Below are 16,643 nucleotides of genomic sequence, written 5' to 3'. Positions count from 1 at the left end.
CGAGCGGATGCCGCGACCGGAGAGGTCGCGGCATCCGCTCTGCTGCTCAGCCGATCCGGTCAGCGCTCGGTGACGGCGCCGTCCCTGATGTGCAGGCGGCGTTCGGCCCGCTTGGCCACCGCGGAGTCGTGCGTCACGACGATGAGCGTGAGGCCGCGGTCGCGCCAGAGGCCCTCGAGCAGGTCCATGATGTCGTCGCGGGTCTGCTCGTCGAGGTTGCCGGTCGGTTCGTCGGCGAGCAGCACGTCGGGCTCCTTCACGAGCGCCCGTGCGATGGCCACGCGCTGCTGCTGACCGCCCGACAGCTCGCTCGGAACATGGCCGCCGCGGTCGCCGAGCCCCACCGACTCGAGCGCTTCGGTCGCTCGGCGCCGCCGCTCGTCGGCCGGCACCCCGAGCGGCTCGAGCGCCGTCTCGACGTTCTCGAGCGCGGTGAGCGTGGGAATCAGGTTGAAGCCCTGGAAGACGAACCCGATCTCCTTCGCGCGGATGCCGGCGAGCTTCCGATCCGGCAGGTGCGAGAGCTCGGCCTCGCCGAGCGCGACACGGCCGGTGCTCGGTCGGTCGAGTGCGCCGAGCATCTGCAGGAGTGTCGACTTGCCGCCCCCGGTCGGCCCCTGGATCGCGACGAGCTGCCCCTTCGGGATCGACAGGGAGACGTCCTGCAGTGCGGTGATGCGGCGCTTCGACTGCGCATAGGTCTTCGACACGTGTTCGAGCGTGTACATGGTGGTTCCTTTCGTGGGATGGCGGGCGTCAGGCGACGCTGCGGAGGGCTTCGGCCGGGCGGAGCCTCGCGGCGCGCCATCCGCCGAACGCGCCGGCGACGAGGCCGCCGGCGATCGCGAGTCCGATGGCGATCACGATGACGCTGACGGTCACGGGGGCGTGCAGCACGACCTCGGCGGATGACGCGGCCGACGGCATCGCTCCGCCGAAGCCGCCGTCCGGGCCGCCGGCCTGCATGACCATCTCGCGGCCGCCGGGGCCGCCGGCGACCACTTCGGAACCCGAGCTGCCGCCGATCGTCGGGGCGATGAGGTTGACCACCCAGATGCCCGCGAGGCCGAGCACGAGCCCGGCCGCACCGCCGATGAGACCCTGCACGAGCGACTCGCCGGCGACCTGGCCGACGATGCGGCCGTTCGGCCAGCCGATCGCCTTCAGCGTTCCGAACTCGCGGGTGCGGCGGGTCACGCCCTGGATCGTGAAGAGGATGGCGATGAGGAAGGCGGCGACGAGCACCGCGAGCGAGACCCAGAGCCCGAGGTTCGAGATGAGGCTCGACGCGCTCGCCAGCGAGCCCGAGACGGAGGCGGCGAGGTCGGACTGCGTCGACACCGTGGCATCCGGCAGCGCCTCCTCGATCTCGGCCTGCAGGGCGTCGATGCCGTCGGCGGACTCCGCCTGCACCGAGATGCTCGAGATCATGCCCTCCTCGCCCGAGATCGACTGGGCGAGGTCGAGCGGGATGTAGACGTTCGCGGCGGTCGCGGCGTCGGCGGAGGTCGACGAGACGGTGCCGACGACCTCGAACTCCGTACCCCCGACGTCGATCGTGTCGCTCACGGCGAGCTCGGCGCTCGTGGCGTAGCTGGCGTCGAGCACGGCGACCGGCTCGCCGGTGTCGGATGCCTCGAGCCCGCGCCCGTCGGCCAGCTCGACCGCCGAGAGGGGCCCGACGGCGGCCGAAGCCGGGTCGAGGCCGAGCACCGTGAAGCTGTCGACGTCGAAGGCGCTGCCGCCGGCGCCGTCGAAGCCGCCCTGCGGCGGTGCCGCGGGCTGCTCGCCGTCGGCGGGCATCTGCTCGGTGCCCTCCGCCGTCTGCGCGAAATCGGGCAGCTCGCCGTCGAACGTCGTGTTCGTGAGCGAGAGGGTGGCGGACGCCGCGGCGACGCCGTCGAGTTCCTCGACCGACGCCAGGGCAGCCTCGTCGAAGGTGCTCGAGCCGAACCCGGCCGAGAGCCGCGACTGGCTGATCTCGGTCGACCCGTCGGTCGTGGTGCCCGCGTCGGCACCGAACTCGAACCGCGGACCGCCGGCCTCGCCCTCCGCTGGCGGGGTCGGGCTCTGCGACACCGTGAGGTCGGTGCCGACGCCGTAGACGGACTCGAGCACGGAGGCCTGGGCGTCGCGCACGCCGGCGGAGACCGAGTTCACGATCATGACGAGCGCGATCGCGAGCGCCATGCCGATCGCGATGATCGCGGTCTGCCTGCGGCGCCCGGCGAGTTCGCGCCGGAGGTAGGTGAAGAACATGTCGATCCTTGGGGTAGGGGGCGTTCGGAGCGAGCGCCGATCGAGACGGTAGGGGCGCGGCCTGTGGGAGCCCGATGGCTGGCCTGTGCGCAGCCGATGTGCGGCCCTTCCACGTCGGCCACGCAGCATCCGCTCACGCAAGTCATAGGAAACGCATAGCTCGGCGCGGATACTGGAGTCATGAGCACGAACGCCGCAGCGACCCCGCACCGAGCCCCCGCCATCGCCAAGCCCGACGGCTCGATGGTGCGCGTGCTCGTGGTCGACGACGAGCACTCGCTCACCGAGCTGCTCAAGATGGCGCTGAAGTACGAGGGATGGGACGTGCGCACCGCGGGCGACGGGCAGACCGCGGTGAAGGTCGCCCGCGAGTTCCGACCCGACGCGATCGTGCTCGACATCATGCTGCCCGACATCGACGGCCTCGAGGTGCTGCAGCGCGTGCGGGCCGACGGCACCGAGACGCCCGTGCTCTTCCTCACCGCGAAGGACTCGCTCGACGACCGCATCGCAGGTCTCACCGCAGGCGGCGACGACTACGTCACGAAGCCGTTCAGCCTCGAGGAGGTCGTTGCACGCCTGCGCGGACTCATCCGGCGCTCGACCCTCACGCTCGCCCAGGCGAAGGACCCGGTGCTCGTCGTCGGCGACCTGACCCTCGACGAGGACTCGTACGAGGTCTTCCGCGACGGCACGCCGATCGAGCTGACCGCCACCGAGTTCGAGCTGCTGCGCTTCCTCATGCGCAACCCCCGCCGCGTGCTCTCGAAGGCGCAGATCCTCGACCGCGTCTGGAGCTACGACTTCGGCGGCAAGGAGTCGGTCGTCGAGCTCTACATCTCGTACCTGCGCAAGAAGATCGACGCGGGCCGCGAGCCGATGATCCACACCGTGCGCGGCGCCGGCTACATGCTGAAGGCCGCCGGATGACGCGGCCGGGCGATCCCGGCTACGCGGCGTCGGCCCGGGCGACCGCCACGGCGGCGACGCCGACGCAGCAGGACGCTCCCGAGCTGCCCGCGGCGACCGACGTCCCGCGTCGACGCGAGTGGACCCTGCAGCGACGCCTGCTCCTCGTGCTCGCCGGACTCCTCGCCGCGGTCAGCATGGTGGTCGGCGTCGTCAGCGTGAGCATCTTCCACACCTCGTCGATGGCCGCGGTCGATGCCGACCTGCGTTCGGCGATGGACCGGGCCGAATTGAACCTCCAGGGGCCCATGCCGTTCCCCGGCAGCGGTGAGGCCGCCACCCCGCTCCTCGACGTCGCCGGCCAGTCCGCCGGCACGCTCGCCGCAGTGGTTCCCGACACGGGCCAGGCCGATGCCGCCTACATCGCGGAGGACGCGCAGGGCATCTTGAAGCTGCCGCCGGACGCGACGGCGACGCTCGCCGCCGTCCCCGATGACGGGCAGCCACACACGATCGACATGGGGCGTGCTCTCGGCGAGTTCCGTGCCCTCTCGGAACGCAAGGACATCGCCCCCGAGACCCGGGTCGTGATCGCCCTGCCGCTCGCCGAGGTGAACGCCTCCGCGCGGGAACTCGGCGTGACGATCGCGGTCGTCGCGCTCGCAGGTCTCGTGCTGGCGCTCGGATTCGGCTCGCTCATCGTCCGGCGCGCCCTGGCCCCCCTGTCGCGCATGACCGAGACCGCCCAGCACGTCTCCGAACTGCCCCTCGATCGCGGCGACGTCGCGCTCGCCGAACGCGTTCCCGTCGACGACGAACGCACCGAGGTCGGCCGCCTCGGCGGCGCCTTCAACCGCATGCTCGGCCACGTGGCATCCGCTCTCTCTGCGCGTGAGCAGAGCGAGCAGAAGGTGCGCCGCTTCGTCGCCGACGCCTCGCACGAGCTGCGCACCCCGCTCGCCTCGATCCGCGGCTACGCCGAACTCACCCGGTTGCACGGCGGCGAGCTGCCGCCAGATGTCGTGCACGCGATCGGGCGCATCGAGTCGGAGTCGGTGCGCATGACCGAGCTCGTCGAAGACCTGCTGCTGCTCGCGCGGCTCGACGAGGGGCGCGAACTCGGGGCGCTGCCGGTCGACCTCGGCAGAGTCGTCGTCGAGGCGATCGGCGACGCGCAGGCGGCCGGTCCCGGGCACGACTGGGAGGTGCGACTTCCGGATGCCCCGGCCGTCGTCGTCGGCGATGAGCCGCGCCTGCGGCAGGTCGTGACGAACCTGCTCGCGAACGCCCGGGTGCACACGCCCGACGGCACCGCGGTCGTGGCCTCGCTCGAACACGACGGCGACGACATCGTGCTGACGGTCGAAGACGACGGTCCCGGCATTCCGCCGGCGCTCGCGGACTCGCTGTTCGAGCGCTTCGCGAGAGGCGACTCGTCGCGGTCGCGCATCGCAGGCAGCACCGGTCTCGGGCTCGCGATCGTGCGAGGGGTGACGCTCGCCCACGGCGGCACGGTCGACGTGGCGAGCGAGCCCGGTCGCACCCGATTCACCGTGCGGCTGCCGGCGGAGACCGGCGCGCAGGGCGACTGACGCACGCGGCGATCGCCCGGGTCGGCCATCGCCCTTCGGCTTGCCGGTGCCGTCGTCGGACTCCGAGGCGAGCGGGGCGTGGGTGTGAGGGCGAGCGCCAGTCCCGGTGACGCCGCGGCGGCGATCGGCCGGGCGAGCGCCGACCGGCCTCGCAGGCCCGATCGACGAGGTGCTCCCCGCCTTTCAGCGTTGAATGGGCAACTTCCGTCATTTCGCTGACATAAGCCGACACGCTGCATGCTAGGGTCAACATCACCAACACGTCAATACTCGCGAGTATGGTGCTGGGACGATGGCCGCACAATGACGGCGGTCATCCGTTGCGATACTCCATACCGGCCGTCTGCTCGGTGCGATCGGCGGCCGGAACCGAACGAGAGAGGTTCCCATGCCAGAGATCGGAATCGGCTTCCACACCGATGCATTCAATTCGAGCCACAAGTCGTTCGAGCAGGCGCTCGCGTGGGCGCAGGAGCACGATGTGCACTACATCGAGCCGGGAACGATCGACGGCGCCTGCTGGATCCAGGGCCTCGGCTACTTCCCGCACGTGTCGTTCCTCGAGGACCCCGTGCTCCTCCGCCGCAAGATGGAGGGCTACGGTGTCGAGTTCTCCCAGATCGACGCGGCCTACCCGTTGTCAGGGCTCGACGGCCCGTCGATCGGCGTGCCCTACGTGCAGCGGGCGATCGCCTGGGCGGCGCAGGCGGGCTGCCCGCGAGTGGCGACCACCGACGGGCTCTACAAGCCCGAGGGCCTGAGCGATCGCGAGGCGCTCGATCAGATGAAGCGCAGCTACACCGAGATCGTGCGGGTCGCCGAGGCGCACGAGGTGGTCGTGACGATCGAGACGCACGGCTACTTCACGACCCGACCCGAGTTCCTCGCCGAGATGCTCGACTTCTGCGGTGAGACGCCGTGGTTGCGCCTCAACCTCGACACGGGCAACACGTTCATCGCCGGCAACGACCCGGTCGCCTTCGCGGACCGGTTCATCGACCGCATCGCCCACGTGCACATCAAGGATGTCTCGGCGTCGCTCGCCGAGGCGGCGCGCGGCGGTGCGACCGGCATCGCGATCAGCCACGTCGCCGCGGGCGACGGCGTCAATGCCGACAACATCCGCGCGATCCTGCGGCGCCTCAGTGCCCACGGGTTCGACGGCGTGCTGAACATCGAGTGCGAGGGCCAGGGCGGCCCGATGCTCGCCGATTCGGTGCGATGGCTGCGACAGGAGATCGCAGAGGCGGGCTTCACCGAGCGCGTCCCGAGCTTCGTACGCGTTCCCGCCGGCGCATGATCGGCCGGCTCCGGCCGAACGCCTCGAGGTCGAGGGCTGCTCGGCCGGAGCCGACGACGGTCAATACCGGCCGGTATGGTGGAGTGTTACGATAGCGACGTGGCCACCATCAGCTCGGCGAAACCCGACGAACTCGCCGCAGCAGCGTTCGCGTTGTTCTCGACGCGCGGCATCGCCGGCGTCAACATGGACGAGATCGCGGCCGGCGCGGGGGTCACGAAGGGGAGCCTCTACTGGCACTACGCCTCGAAGAAAGAGGTCATCCTCGCGGCGTGCAACCTCTACTACGGCGTGTGGCGCACCCAGATCGCGGCGGCCACCGAGGTGCACGAGCGCATCGGCGACCAGCTCGAGGCCGCCGTCGCGTTCTCCGTCCGGAGTTGCCTGCTCGACGACGCCAACCGGGTGTTCACGACCGAGATCGTCGCGATGTCGCTGTACGACGCCGACGTTCGCGCGAGCTGGACGGGATTCCTCGACGAGACCGAGCGGTTCTTCCTCGGCCTCACGCACCGAGCGGTCGGTGCGGGAGAGCTTCGGTGCGACGACGTCGATCGCGCGGTCGACCTCCTGCTCGCCTCGATGGAGGGCATCAAGCAGATCGCCCTGTTCCGGCCGCAGGCGTGCCTTCCCGAGAACGAGCAGCGCACCTGCAGGCGGCTCATGTCGCTGATGGGCGAGCGGGTGCCTGCGCCGGTCTGATCAGCTCATGACCTCGGCGGCTTAAGCTGGTGGCGCCCCACTCGCACGAGCCGTGACCCGAGACGCCCATGAGCCTGCAGCAGACGATCACCCGAGTCGCCGCCGAGCTCGGGCGCCCGGCGCTGGTCGAGGATCATCGGCGCTCCGTCGTCGCCTACAGCCCGCATCCCGACGAGATCGACGAGGTCCGTCGTCGCTCGATCCTCGAGCACCGCGCGGATCCGGCCGTCCACAGCTGGCTCAGCCGTCTCGGCGTCTACGCCGCGACATCCGCGGTGCGCGTCCCCGGCAATCCCGAGCTCGGAATGCTGCCGCGCGTCTGCGTGCCGATCGGCCGATCGGGCATCGTGTTCGGTCACCTCTGGTTCATCGAGCCCGCCGAGCACGCGAGGCCGCTCGATCTCGCACGCGCCAGCGCCTCAGCCGAACTGGTCGCCGAGGAATGGGCGCGCGTTCGGATGTCGCTCGAGGGGGAGTCCGCACGCGAAGACGAGTTGGCCCGAGAGCTGATGCTCGGTCGTGCCGAGGTGCGGCGCGCCGCCGCCGCGGAGCTGGTCGAGTCCGGCCGGTTCGAGAGCGGACTGCTGCGCGCCTACGTGCTGAGCCCCGGTGCGCCCGCGTCGGGACGGGGGCCTGCCGCGGAGTCGCTCGAGCGCGCCGCGCGCCGCGCACGTCAGGCCCTCGGCGGTCGGGGCGTGCTGGCGTTCGCGAGGCGAGACCACGCGGTCGTCGTCGTGCCCTCGGCGACCGGTCGCTTCGCGGACACCGACCGCATCGCGGGCGTCGTCGCCGAGTCGGCGGCCGAGGCGTTCGGCGCGAGCACCGGCGCACCTCGCGTCGCGGTCGGCGGCGAGGCATCCGTCGTCGCGGCGCGCGAGAGCTATCGGGAGGCTCGCCGCGCGCTCGGCATCGCCGCCTCGTTCCGGCTCGCGCCGCGCGTGCTGCACTGGGATCGCCTCGGCGTGTACCGCGGGTTGGACTCGGCGGCGGCCGCGGGCTTGCGGTCCGGCGACTTCCAGCCCGGCCTGGAGCGACTGGCGGCGGAACGCGACGGCGACGTGCTCATCGAGACGCTCGCGTCGTATCTCGCGGCCGCCGGCCACGTGCAGACCGCGGCGGCGCGTCTGGGTGTGCACCGCACCTCTCTCTACAACCGGCTGAATCGCGCGCAGCGGATCCTCGGCATCGACCTCGACGATGGCCTCGATCGTCTCGGGGTGCACATCTCGCTCCTGCTGCGTGCGGTCGAGGCGACGGGCGACGGCGATCCCGCGGCCGGCTGATCGATCGTCGTCGGCATCGACATCTGTCGATCACCCCGTCTCCTTGCCGCGACATCTGACGCGTGACCCGTGCCCTCGCTGTGCCTAGCCTGTGAGCCAGCGGGTCCTCGCTCCGTCCGCACGCAGCGGCGAGCCGACCGGCCCCGATCTCGATCGAAGGAGCTCCACATGACCTCAGCGGCCCTACACGCAGATCGTCGACGGCGCAGTCGTGTCGTCGCCGTCGCCCTGACGTCGGTCCTCGCCGGCGGCCTCGTCATCGCGGCGACCCCCGCGTACGCGGCACCGATGCCCGCCGAGCCGACCTTCCAGGACGGCCTCTCGCAAGCGGTCTTCACGAAGGTGGCGTCCGAGTGGATCAACGAGGAGGCGTGGGTCGAGAGCGAGGTCGATTCGGACCGCGACGGCAAGCCCGACCTCGTCCACATCGACGTGACGCGCGTGCCCGAGACCGCCTCCGGCCTGAAGGTGCCGGTGCTCATGGAGATGAGCCCGTACTACGCCGGCGGCACCGAGGTCACCAACTGGGGAGTCGACCACGAGATCGGCGCCCCGCCGACCGAGAAGGAGCCGTGGCCGGCGTTCACGCCGACGAATCGCACGAGCCCGCGCATCTCGGGATCCCTCGAGAACACCTGGGTGCCGCGCGGATTCGCCGTCGTGCACGCCGAGGGCCTCGGCAGCGGTTGGTCCGAGGGCTGCCCGACGTCGGGGGGCCTGAACGAGTCGCTCGCCGGCAAGGCCGTGATCGACTGGCTGAACGGCCGGGCGACCGCGTACACGGGCACCGACCGAGCGACCGAGGTCTCGGCGGACTGGACGACCGGCCGGGTCGGCATGATCGGCACGTCGTACAACGGCACGCTGCCGATCGGCGTGGCGAGCACGGGTGTCGAGGGCCTCGAGGCGATCGTGCCGGTGTCGGCGATCTCGAGCTGGTACAACTACTACCGCTCCGACGGCGCGGTGCGAGCGCCGGGAGGCTACCAGGGTGAAGACCTCGATGTACTGGCCGACTACGTGTACACGCGGTTCGACCAGGAGATCTGCCAGCCGGTCATCGACGACCTCCGCGCGAACCAGGACCGCGCGACCGGCGACTCGAGCCCGTTCTGGGATGAGCGCGACTACCTCGCCGATGCCGAGAAGATCACGGCCGCCACGCTCGTCGCGCACGGGCTGAACGACTGGAACGTCATGACGAAGAACGCCTCCGACCTCTATGAGGCGCTGAAGGCGAACGGCGTGCCGCACCAGATCTACCTCCACCAGGGCGGTCACGGCGGCAACCCGAACGACACGCTGCTCAACCGTTGGTTCACGCGCTACCTCTACGACGTCGAGAATGGTGTCGAGCAGCTGCCGAAGGCCTACATCGTCCGCGAGGACCGCACGCTCACCGAGTACCCGGAGTGGCCCGACCCCGCCATGGAGCAGGTCAAGCTGAAGTTCAGCCCTGCCGCCGCTGCCGACGGGGTCGGCGGCCTCGCGGTCTCGCGCGACGGCTCCCGCGCGACCGAGAACCTGATCGACGATGCGAGCATCCGCGCGACCGCCCTGGCCGCGGCGGAGACCTCTCCGAACCGGCTCGCGTACCGCACCGGGGTGCTCGGCGAGCCCGTGCGCCTCTCGGGCACGCCGTCGGTGTCGTTGAAGCTGTCGGTCGACCGTACCAAGGCCAACCTCACGGCGCTGCTCGTGGAGTACCCGGCGACCGGCGCTCCGAAGATCATCACGCGAGGCTGGACCGACGTCGAGAACCGCAGCTCGTCGGCCGTGACCGAGCCGATCACGCCGGGCACCGCGTACGGCTACGAGTTCGGCTTCGAACCGAAGGACTACGTGTTCTCGGCCGGATCGCGGATCGGCGTCGTGATCATGTCGTCGGACTTCGAGTACACCGTGCGTCCGGCACCGGGAACCGAGCTCACGCTCCAGCCGTCGGCATCGACGGTGCACCTGCCGCTCGTCGGCGGAATGGAGGCGCTGCAGGCGTCGCTCCGCGCGGCCGGTTAGCTCGGTACAGCTCGGAATCGCGGCGCAAGCGGACGGGGAGCCGCTGCGAATGCGACGAAGGCCCGCACCCCGAGGGGTGCGGGCCTTCTCTGGTGATCGGCGACCGGATTCAGGCCTCGGCGAGGCTCCGAAGCAGCTCGGCGAAGCCGCGCAGCTCCGCCTCGGGGTGATCGCGCAGCACGTCGCGGAGCCGCTGCTGGTTGCCCTCGCGCACCTCGCGCAGCCGCTCTTCGGCGACCGGCGTCGCGACGAGCACGCGCACGCGCCCGTCGCGCTCGTCGGCTCGGGTCTCGACGAGTCCGAACTCCTCGAGCGTGCGCACCTGGCGGCTCACCACGGACTTGTCCATCTCGAACATCTCCGCGAGCACGTGGGCGTTGGCCGAGCCGAGCCGCACGATCGTCGACAGCAGCTTGTAGGCCGCGGGCTGCAGGTCGGGATGGACCTTCTGCGCCGCCTCCTTCCAGATGAGGCGGGCCCGGTTGAAGAGCAGGCTCATCTGTACTTCGACTTCGGCGATTGCCTCGTCGACGGCTGCGGATGCCTCGGTCACGATCGTCATGTTATCGGTCGCCGCCTGTGGAAGCGGCGTTGCTCGCTTCGTCGACGCCGCGCGAACGCGTGGTCGTCTTCGTCGTGCGCTCGGCCGCGGCATCCGCTTCGACCAGCTGGATCGACGAGGTGACCGGTGCACCGATCTCGGCTTCGGCCAGGTCGATCGCGACCTGCTCGAGCTCCTCCTTCAACTGCTCGGCCGAGGTCTTCGTCGAGAGCGCCTTGTTCGGCAGGAAGGCGATGGCGATCACGCTCAGCACCGCGAGCGGCACGGCGATCCAGAAGACGTCGGCGATGCCGTTGCCGTAGGCGTTCTCGATGATGACGCGGATGCCGTCGGGCAGCTCGGAGACGTGGGGGATGCCGCCGCCGGCGAGGCCCTTCAGCGCCTCGACGTCTTCGGGCGAAGTGGGCGTGTAGCCCTTCAGGCCCGACGTGATGTGCGTGGTGACCTGCGTGGCCAGCATCGAGCCCATGATGGTCACGCCGATGGTGCCCGCGATCGTGCGGAAGAAGTTCACGTTCGAGCTCGCGGCGCCCAGCTGCGAAGCGGGAGTGTCGTTCTGCACGACGAGCGTGAGGTTCTGCATGACCATGCCGAGGCCGGCGCCGAGCACGACCATGTAGACGCTGACCCAGAAGTAGTCGGTGTCGTAACTGAGCGTGGTCATGAGGTAGCTGCCGACGACGACGAGCAGCGACCCGACGAGCATGAAGCGCTTCCACTTGCCGAACTTGCTGATGAGTGCACCGATGAGGATCGAGGCGCCCATCTGGCCGACGATCATGGGGATCGTCATGAGACCCGACTCGGTCGGGGTCGCGCCACGTGCGAGTTGGAAGTACTGCGCGAGGAAGACGCTCGTCGCGAACATCGCGACGCCGATCGAGACCGAGGCGACGACCGAGAGCGTGAAGGTGCGGTTCTTGAAGAGCGTCATCGGCACGATCGGCTCGGGCACGAAGAACTCGGTGATGATGAAGCCGACGATGGCCGCGGCCGAGATGCCGATCGTGACGAAGCTCGTCATCGAGTCCCACTCGAACTGGCTCCCGCCGAGCGAGACCCAGATGAGCAGCAGCGAGACGCCGATCGAGAGCAGCGCGATGCCGAGGTAGTCGATCTTGACGGCGCGCTTCGGCATGGGCGGCAGGTGCAGCGTGCGCGAGATGACGATGAGCGCGATGATCGCGAGCGGGACCGGCAGGAAGAAGTTGGCGCGCCAGCCCCAGGCGTCGGTGATGACGCCGCCGAGCAGCGGGCCGCCGATGGTCGCGACGGCCATGATGCCGCCGACGAAGCCCATGTACTTGCCGCGTTCGCGCGGCGAGATGATGACGGCGATGAGGATCATGACGAGCGACATGAGGCCGCCCGCGCCGAGGCCCTGGATCACGCGCACGGCGATGAGGGTCGTGGTGTCCTGGGCGAAGCCGGCGATCGCGGTGCCCACGACGAACAGCCCGATCGCCGTCATGAGCAGCGCCTTGCGGTTCACGAGGTCGGCGAGCTTGCCCCAGATCGGGGTCGAGACGGCCATGGCGAGCAGGCTCGCGGTGATGACCCAGGTGTAGGCGGTCTGGTCGCCGCCGAGGTCGGCGATGATGAGTGGCATCGAGGTCGAGACGACCGTGCCGGAGATGACGGCGACGAACATCGCCACGACGAGGCCGGAGATGGCGATGATCACCTCGCGGGGGGTGCGTTGCGCCGGCGCGGCCGGAACTGAGCCGGTCGCGGGCTTGTCTGCCACAGAAGTCACGTGGTTCCTTAAGTCTCTACAAGTTGATATTCGACAACTATATATAATTGGTTGCATTGAGTCAACTTTGGACTTCGGTCAACTATTCCCGACATGGCGAAACGGCCGAGCGGATGCCGCGTGTCGATGATCGTCACTCGATGACGGCGGTCGCCTCCAGCTCGACGAGGGCGTCGGGGCGGCCGAGCCCCGCGACCATGAGCACCGTGAGCGCCGTCGGCTGCGCGCCCCACACGCGAGCGGATGCCGCATACCCGTCGTCGACGGATTGCCCGGCGACGAGGTAGACGGCCAGTCGCACGACGTTCGTCTGGTCGGCGCCGACCTCGGCGAGCACGGCCAGCACGTTCCTGATGGCCTGCTCGGTCTGCGGGCCGAGGCCGCCGGGCACGATCGCGCCCGAGGGGTCGGTGCCGTTCTGGCCGCCGACGTGCACGGTGCGGTGGGCGCCGCTCACGAGCACACCCTGGCTGAAGGCCGGGTTCGCGTGCAGCGTCTCTGGGTTCAGGTGTGTGATCTCCATGGTCGCGAGTCTGCCCCCGTCTGCCGACATCGGCGAGGGGTTCTGCCCGATCGGGCCGCGATTTGCGAGCGGCCGGGTCATCCGTTAGCCTGTACGGAGCCGAAGACCGCTGGTTGTCGTGCGCCTCGATGTGTTCATCACTTCATGGGACGCGACCGAAGTCTTGCGAAAGCAAGGGCCCGCGCAGGTGTGACGAAGACTTCCGGGTGATCCGGCCGAGCTCCGCGCAACTGCGCCGGAGCTTTTTTGTTGCCCGCACGACCTCGCCACTTGAGCCGCGATCCGAAGCCGTGCACCGCCATCGCGATGCACGTTGAGTACACAAGGAGTGGCCATGGCGAACAAGGAAGCCTCGGTTGCCGAACTCACGAACCTGTTCGAGAGCTCGACCGCCGTTCTGCTGACCGAATACCGCGGCCTGACGGTTGCCCAGCTCAAGCAGCTGCGCAACAACATCCGTCAGGACGCGAACTACGCCGTGGTGAAGAACACGCTGACCAAGATCGCCGCGAACAACGCGGGTATCTCGACGCTGGACGCCGACCTCGTCGGTCCGTCCGCCGTCGCCTTCGTGCACGGCGACTTCGTCGCCACCGCCAAGGCCGTTCGTGACTTCGCCAAGGCAAACCCGAATCTTGTGATCAAGGGCGGCGTCTTCGAGGGCAAGGCCCTCAACGCCGACGAGGTCAACAAGTACGCCTCGCTCGAGAGCCGTGAGGTTCTGCTGGCGAAGGCAGCGGGAATGATGAAGGCGACGATGGGCAAGGCTGCCGCCACCATCGACGCGCTTCGCGAAAAGCTGGAGACCGCGGCCGCGTAAGCGCCCGACGTTCTCGTTCTACAACACCAAGAAATCTAGGAGATACATCATGGCGAAGCTCACCACTGAAGAGCTGCTCGAGCAGTTTGCCGGTCTGACGCTTGTCGAGCTCAGCGAGTTCGTGAAGGCGTTCGAGGAGAAGTTCGAGGTCACCGCGGCCGCTCCCGTCGCTGCTGCCGGTGGCGCTGGCGCCGCTGCTGAAGAGGTTGAGGAGAAGGACTCCTTCGACGTCATCCTCGAGGCTGCTGGCGACAAGAAGATCCAGGTCATCAAGACCGTCCGCGAGCTCACCTCGCTCGGCCTCGGCGAGGCCAAGGCTGTCGTCGACGGCGCTCCCAAGGCCGTGCTCGAGGGCGCGAACAAGGAGACCGCCGAGAAGGCGAAGGCTGCCCTCGAGGAAGCCGGCGCAACCGTCACCCTCAAGTAGTCGCCGCCTTCGCGAGAAGGTCGCAGCTTGAGGTGACTCGCGTCACCTGAACGAAACGGATGCCCCGTGGCTCACATGAGCCACGGGGCATCCGTCGTTGGCGGTGCGGGCCGCGATCAGCGGTCGAAGCGTGCACCTGCCGGGTCCGAGTCCAAGAGGAAGAACACCAGCAGGATGATGCCGCCGACGAGGGGGACGAGGCCGATGAAGTACCAGCCGCCCGAGCGGTTCGTGTCGTGCAGGCGGCGCCACGAGAGGGCGAGCCAGGGGATGATCGTCGCGAGCAGCCAGATGCTGTAGGGGATCACGGCGACGGCGAAACCGGGCCCCGGCACCATCATGCCGTTCTCGTACGACGAGCCGGCCGCCCCGCCAGCGGCGGCGATGCCGTAGAGCACGCCGCCGATGATGAGGTTGAAGAGGAACCACCACCAGAACTCGCTGCGGCTCGCGCGGCCCGAGAACGTGGCGTACTTCTTGAAGAACCTGCTGATCGCCTGTCCGAACGACGCTCCATACAGCGGGGCGGAGAGCGGAACGGCTGCGGTGCTGTCGGTCATGGTGACTCCTTCGGTCGTGCGATGCCGTGTCGGTGCGCAGGGTGAAGCGCGGCGGCGTGCCGTGCTGGCGCGATGACATCATGGCGGCGATGACGTCGGTCGCCTCGGCGGCGCGCCGGGGCGAGGGTCCGTCCGGGATATGCATAGCCAAGCTATGTATAGTGGTGGCATGACCCAGCTCGACCTCCCCACGGTGATCGGAGACCTCGTCTCCGTGAACCACCGCCTCACCCGGCTCGCCGCGACCGTGACGGGAAACACCGAATCGCCCGCCGTCTGGCGCACCCTGAGCGTGCTGCGCGACCTCGGGCCCATGCGCCTCGGCGAACTCGCGAAGGTCAGCCGCGTCACCCAGCCGACCATGACGAAGCTCGTGCACGCGCTCGACGAACGGGGATGGATCCGCCGTATCGTCGACAGCGGCGACGCCAGGGCGATGCTCATCTCGGCCGACCCGCAGGGACTCGCCGCGCTCGACGCCTGGCGGAGCGAGCTGGCCCATTCCCTCGCCCCGACGTTCGCCGACCTCGGCGACGACGAGCTCGAGACCCTCGCCTCGGCCGTCGAGATCGTGCGCACACGGCTCGAGCGGTCTCGCGCTGCGCTGGTCGAGGCCGCGGCGAGCACCGGAGACGTCGCGTGAGCGTCGACACCCGGGCCGTTCCGGTGCAGGCCGGCCACGCGGCATCCGGCGCCTCGATTCTGAAGCAGCCCAAGGCCGTCTGGGCGGTCGCGTTCTCGTGCGTCGTCGCGTTCATGGGCATCGGCCTCGTCGACCCGATCCTTCCCGCGATCGCCGCCGATCTCCAGGCGACGCCGACCGAGACCGAGCTGCTCTTCACGAGCTACCTCGTGATCACCGGCATCGCGATGTTCTTCACGAGCTGGATCTCGAGCCGCATCGGCGCCAAGCGCACCCTGCTCATCGGCTTGGGCGTGATCGTCGTGTTCGCCACGCTCGCCGGACTCTCGGGCGATGTCGAGTCGATCATCGGCTTCCGCGCCGGCTGGGGCCTCGGCAACGCGCTCTTCATCTCGACGGCGCTCGCGACGATCGTCGGTGCGGCGGCCGGCGGCAGCAGCTCGGCGATCATCCTGTACGAGGCGGCCCTCGGCCTGGGCCTCGCGATCGGCCCGCTCGTCGGCGGGCTGCTCGGTTCGTGGAGCTGGCGCGGCCCGTTCTTCGGCACCGCGGCGCTCATGGCGATCGGATTCGTGGCGATCGTCACGCTGTTGCGCACCGACGGCGTCGAGCGGTCCGTGCCGACGAAGCTCTCGGCCCCGTTCCGGGCGCTCGCGCGGCCCGCACTCGGCATCCTCGCCGCGGCCGCGCTGTTCTACAACATGGGCTTCTTCGTGCTGCTCGCGTACACGCCGTTCGCACTCGTGCCGCTCGGCATCCACAGCGCCATCGCGCTCGGCCTCGTGTTCTTCGGATGGGGGGTCGCGGTCGCCATCACCTCGGTGTGGGTCGCGCCGCTGCTGACCGCCCGCATGCGCCGCACCCGGGTGCTCTGGTTCGTGCTGCCGCTGCTCGCCCTCGATCTGCTCGCGCTCGCCGCCCTCATCGACTCGGCGGTCGCCGTCATCGTCGGGGTCGTCGTCGGCGGACTCCTGCTCGGCATCCTGAACACGGTGCTCACCGAGTGCGTGATGGACGCGACCGACCTGCCCCGCTCCGTCGCGTCGAGCGCCTACTCCGGCGTGCGCTTCCTCGGGGGCGCCATCGCCCCGCCCGCCGCGGCGGTGCTGGCCGCGACGGTGTCGCCGTCGAGTCCGTTCATCGCCGGGGCGATCGCGGTGCTCATCGCCGCGGCGATCGTCGTGCTCGGTCGCTCGAAGCTCGCGGCCGCCGACGGCGTCGCCGAGACCGCGGAGGGCGAGGCGGAGGCGATCGGCCTCGGCGACGCCGCCTGACCGGCGGGCTCCGTCGC

16 protein-coding genes are annotated in these 16,643 nt (G+C 69.7%); 10 read left to right on the top strand and 6 right to left on the bottom strand.

Annotation, left to right across the window (positions count from 1 at the left end):
• Positions 1-59: 59 nt before the first annotated feature.
• Positions 60-728 (bottom strand): ABC transporter ATP-binding protein, encoded by a 669-nt coding sequence (locus JOE59_RS12775; RefSeq protein ID WP_204460994.1) that lies wholly within the window; start codon positions 726-728, stop codon positions 60-62.
• 28 nt (positions 729-756) lie between these two features.
• Positions 757-2,259, bottom strand: coding sequence for an ABC transporter permease (locus JOE59_RS12770; RefSeq protein ID WP_204460993.1), 1,503 nt, complete (start codon positions 2,257-2,259; stop codon positions 757-759).
• A gap of 180 nt (positions 2,260-2,439) precedes the next feature.
• On the opposite strand from JOE59_RS12770, the gene JOE59_RS12765 reads away from it, so the two are divergent.
• The 6 genes from JOE59_RS12765 to JOE59_RS12740 all read left to right on the top strand — a co-directional run bounded on the left by JOE59_RS12765 (position 2,440) and on the right by JOE59_RS12740 (position 10,061).
• Complete coding sequence (locus JOE59_RS12765) at positions 2,440-3,189, top strand: response regulator transcription factor (RefSeq protein ID WP_204460992.1); 750 nt, start codon at positions 2,440-2,442, stop codon at positions 3,187-3,189.
• Positions 3,186-4,760 (top strand): sensor histidine kinase, encoded by a 1,575-nt coding sequence (locus tag JOE59_RS12760; protein WP_239560244.1) that lies wholly within the window; start codon positions 3,186-3,188, stop codon positions 4,758-4,760. The genes JOE59_RS12765 and JOE59_RS12760 overlap by 4 nt, the downstream gene beginning before the upstream one ends.
• A 388-nt stretch (positions 4,761-5,148) precedes the next feature.
• Positions 5,149-6,060, top strand: coding sequence for a sugar phosphate isomerase/epimerase family protein (locus tag JOE59_RS12755; RefSeq protein ID WP_204460990.1), 912 nt, complete (start codon positions 5,149-5,151; stop codon positions 6,058-6,060).
• A 99-nt stretch (positions 6,061-6,159) separates the two neighbouring features.
• Complete coding sequence (locus tag JOE59_RS12750; protein WP_307837063.1) at positions 6,160-6,762, top strand: TetR/AcrR family transcriptional regulator; 603 nt, start codon at positions 6,160-6,162, stop codon at positions 6,760-6,762.
• Between the two features lie 68 nt (positions 6,763-6,830).
• A complete protein-coding gene (locus tag JOE59_RS12745; protein WP_204460987.1) occupies positions 6,831-8,045 on the top strand; it encodes a PucR family transcriptional regulator in 1,215 nt (404 codons plus the stop codon).
• A gap of 168 nt (positions 8,046-8,213) precedes the next feature.
• Positions 8,214-10,061, top strand: a complete 1,848-nt coding sequence (locus JOE59_RS12740; protein WP_204460986.1) for a Xaa-Pro dipeptidyl-peptidase — start codon at positions 8,214-8,216, stop codon at positions 10,059-10,061.
• A gap of 109 nt (positions 10,062-10,170) precedes the next feature.
• Here the strand turns inward: JOE59_RS12740 and JOE59_RS12735 are convergent, their stop codons facing one another.
• The 3 genes from JOE59_RS12735 to JOE59_RS12725 form a co-directional block, all read right to left on the bottom strand.
• The gene (locus tag JOE59_RS12735) at positions 10,171-10,623 is read right to left on the bottom strand and encodes a MarR family winged helix-turn-helix transcriptional regulator (protein ID WP_204460985.1); all 453 of its coding nucleotides are present in this window, start codon (positions 10,621-10,623) and stop codon (positions 10,171-10,173) included.
• Position 10,624: 1 nt separating this feature from the next.
• A complete protein-coding gene (locus JOE59_RS12730) occupies positions 10,625-12,436 on the bottom strand; it encodes an MDR family MFS transporter (protein ID WP_204460984.1) in 1,812 nt (603 codons plus the stop codon).
• Positions 12,437-12,512: 76 nt separating this feature from the next.
• Positions 12,513-12,902 (bottom strand): RidA family protein, encoded by a 390-nt coding sequence (locus JOE59_RS12725; protein ID WP_204460982.1) that lies wholly within the window; start codon positions 12,900-12,902, stop codon positions 12,513-12,515.
• A gap of 334 nt (positions 12,903-13,236) precedes the next feature.
• On the opposite strand from JOE59_RS12725, the gene rplJ reads away from it, so the two are divergent.
• Positions 13,237-13,722, top strand: coding sequence for a 50S ribosomal protein L10 (rplJ, locus tag JOE59_RS12720; RefSeq protein ID WP_179552126.1), 486 nt, complete (start codon positions 13,237-13,239; stop codon positions 13,720-13,722).
• A gap of 49 nt (positions 13,723-13,771) precedes the next feature.
• Positions 13,772-14,149, top strand: a complete 378-nt coding sequence (rplL, locus tag JOE59_RS12715; RefSeq protein WP_056005581.1) for a 50S ribosomal protein L7/L12 — start codon at positions 13,772-13,774, stop codon at positions 14,147-14,149.
• A 116-nt stretch (positions 14,150-14,265) separates the two neighbouring features.
• On the opposite strand, the gene JOE59_RS12710 is transcribed toward rplL, so the two are convergent.
• Positions 14,266-14,709 carry a DUF805 domain-containing protein gene (locus JOE59_RS12710; RefSeq protein WP_204460980.1) on the bottom strand — a complete coding sequence of 148 codons (444 nt, stop codon included), beginning with the start codon at positions 14,707-14,709 and terminating at the stop codon, positions 14,266-14,268.
• Between the two features lie 169 nt (positions 14,710-14,878).
• Here JOE59_RS12710 and JOE59_RS12705 point away from each other — a divergent pair, with 169 nt between their 5' ends.
• Positions 14,879-15,352 (top strand): MarR family winged helix-turn-helix transcriptional regulator, encoded by a 474-nt coding sequence (locus tag JOE59_RS12705; RefSeq protein ID WP_204460977.1) that lies wholly within the window; start codon positions 14,879-14,881, stop codon positions 15,350-15,352.
• Between the two features lie 23 nt (positions 15,353-15,375).
• Positions 15,376-16,626 carry an MFS transporter gene (locus tag JOE59_RS12700; protein WP_307837135.1) on the top strand — a complete coding sequence of 417 codons (1,251 nt, stop codon included), beginning with the start codon at positions 15,376-15,378 and terminating at the stop codon, positions 16,624-16,626.
• Positions 16,627-16,643 lie beyond the last annotated feature (17 nt).

Origin of the sequence: Agromyces cerinus, from assembly GCF_016907835.1 — a bacterium.
Classification (GTDB): Bacteria; Actinomycetota; Actinomycetes; order Actinomycetales; family Microbacteriaceae; genus Agromyces; species Agromyces nitratus.
Note: the sequence above shows the minus strand (reverse complement) of the source record. Positions and strands in the feature narration are given on the sequence as shown.

Excerpts from the sequence above, each read along its gene's own strand:
- JOE59_RS12705 (WP_204460977.1), top strand. The coding sequence starts at position 14,879 with ATGACCCAGCTCGACCTCCCCACGGTGATCGGAGACCTCGTCTCCGTG.
- JOE59_RS12745 (WP_204460987.1), top strand. The coding sequence starts at position 6,831 with ATGAGCCTGCAGCAGACGATCACCCGAGTCGCCGCCGAGCTCGGGCGC.
- JOE59_RS12725 (WP_204460982.1), bottom strand. The coding sequence starts at position 12,902 with ATGGAGATCACACACCTGAACCCAGAGACGCTGCACGCGAACCCGGCC.
- JOE59_RS12740 (WP_204460986.1), top strand. The coding sequence starts at position 8,214 with ATGACCTCAGCGGCCCTACACGCAGATCGTCGACGGCGCAGTCGTGTC.
- JOE59_RS12765 (WP_204460992.1), top strand. The coding sequence starts at position 2,440 with ATGAGCACGAACGCCGCAGCGACCCCGCACCGAGCCCCCGCCATCGCC.
- rplL (WP_056005581.1), top strand. The coding sequence starts at position 13,772 with ATGGCGAAGCTCACCACTGAAGAGCTGCTCGAGCAGTTTGCCGGTCTG.
- JOE59_RS12755 (WP_204460990.1), top strand. The coding sequence starts at position 5,149 with ATGCCAGAGATCGGAATCGGCTTCCACACCGATGCATTCAATTCGAGC.
- JOE59_RS12760 (WP_239560244.1), top strand. The coding sequence starts at position 3,186 with ATGACGCGGCCGGGCGATCCCGGCTACGCGGCGTCGGCCCGGGCGACC.
- JOE59_RS12730 (WP_204460984.1), bottom strand. The coding sequence starts at position 12,436 with ATGCAACCAATTATATATAGTTGTCGAATATCAACTTGTAGAGACTTA.
- JOE59_RS12770 (WP_204460993.1), bottom strand. The coding sequence starts at position 2,259 with ATGTTCTTCACCTACCTCCGGCGCGAACTCGCCGGGCGCCGCAGGCAG.
- JOE59_RS12775 (WP_204460994.1), bottom strand. The coding sequence starts at position 728 with ATGTACACGCTCGAACACGTGTCGAAGACCTATGCGCAGTCGAAGCGC.
- JOE59_RS12735 (WP_204460985.1), bottom strand. The coding sequence starts at position 10,623 with ATGACGATCGTGACCGAGGCATCCGCAGCCGTCGACGAGGCAATCGCC.
- rplJ (WP_179552126.1), top strand. The coding sequence starts at position 13,237 with ATGGCGAACAAGGAAGCCTCGGTTGCCGAACTCACGAACCTGTTCGAG.
- JOE59_RS12710 (WP_204460980.1), bottom strand. The coding sequence starts at position 14,709 with ATGACCGACAGCACCGCAGCCGTTCCGCTCTCCGCCCCGCTGTATGGA.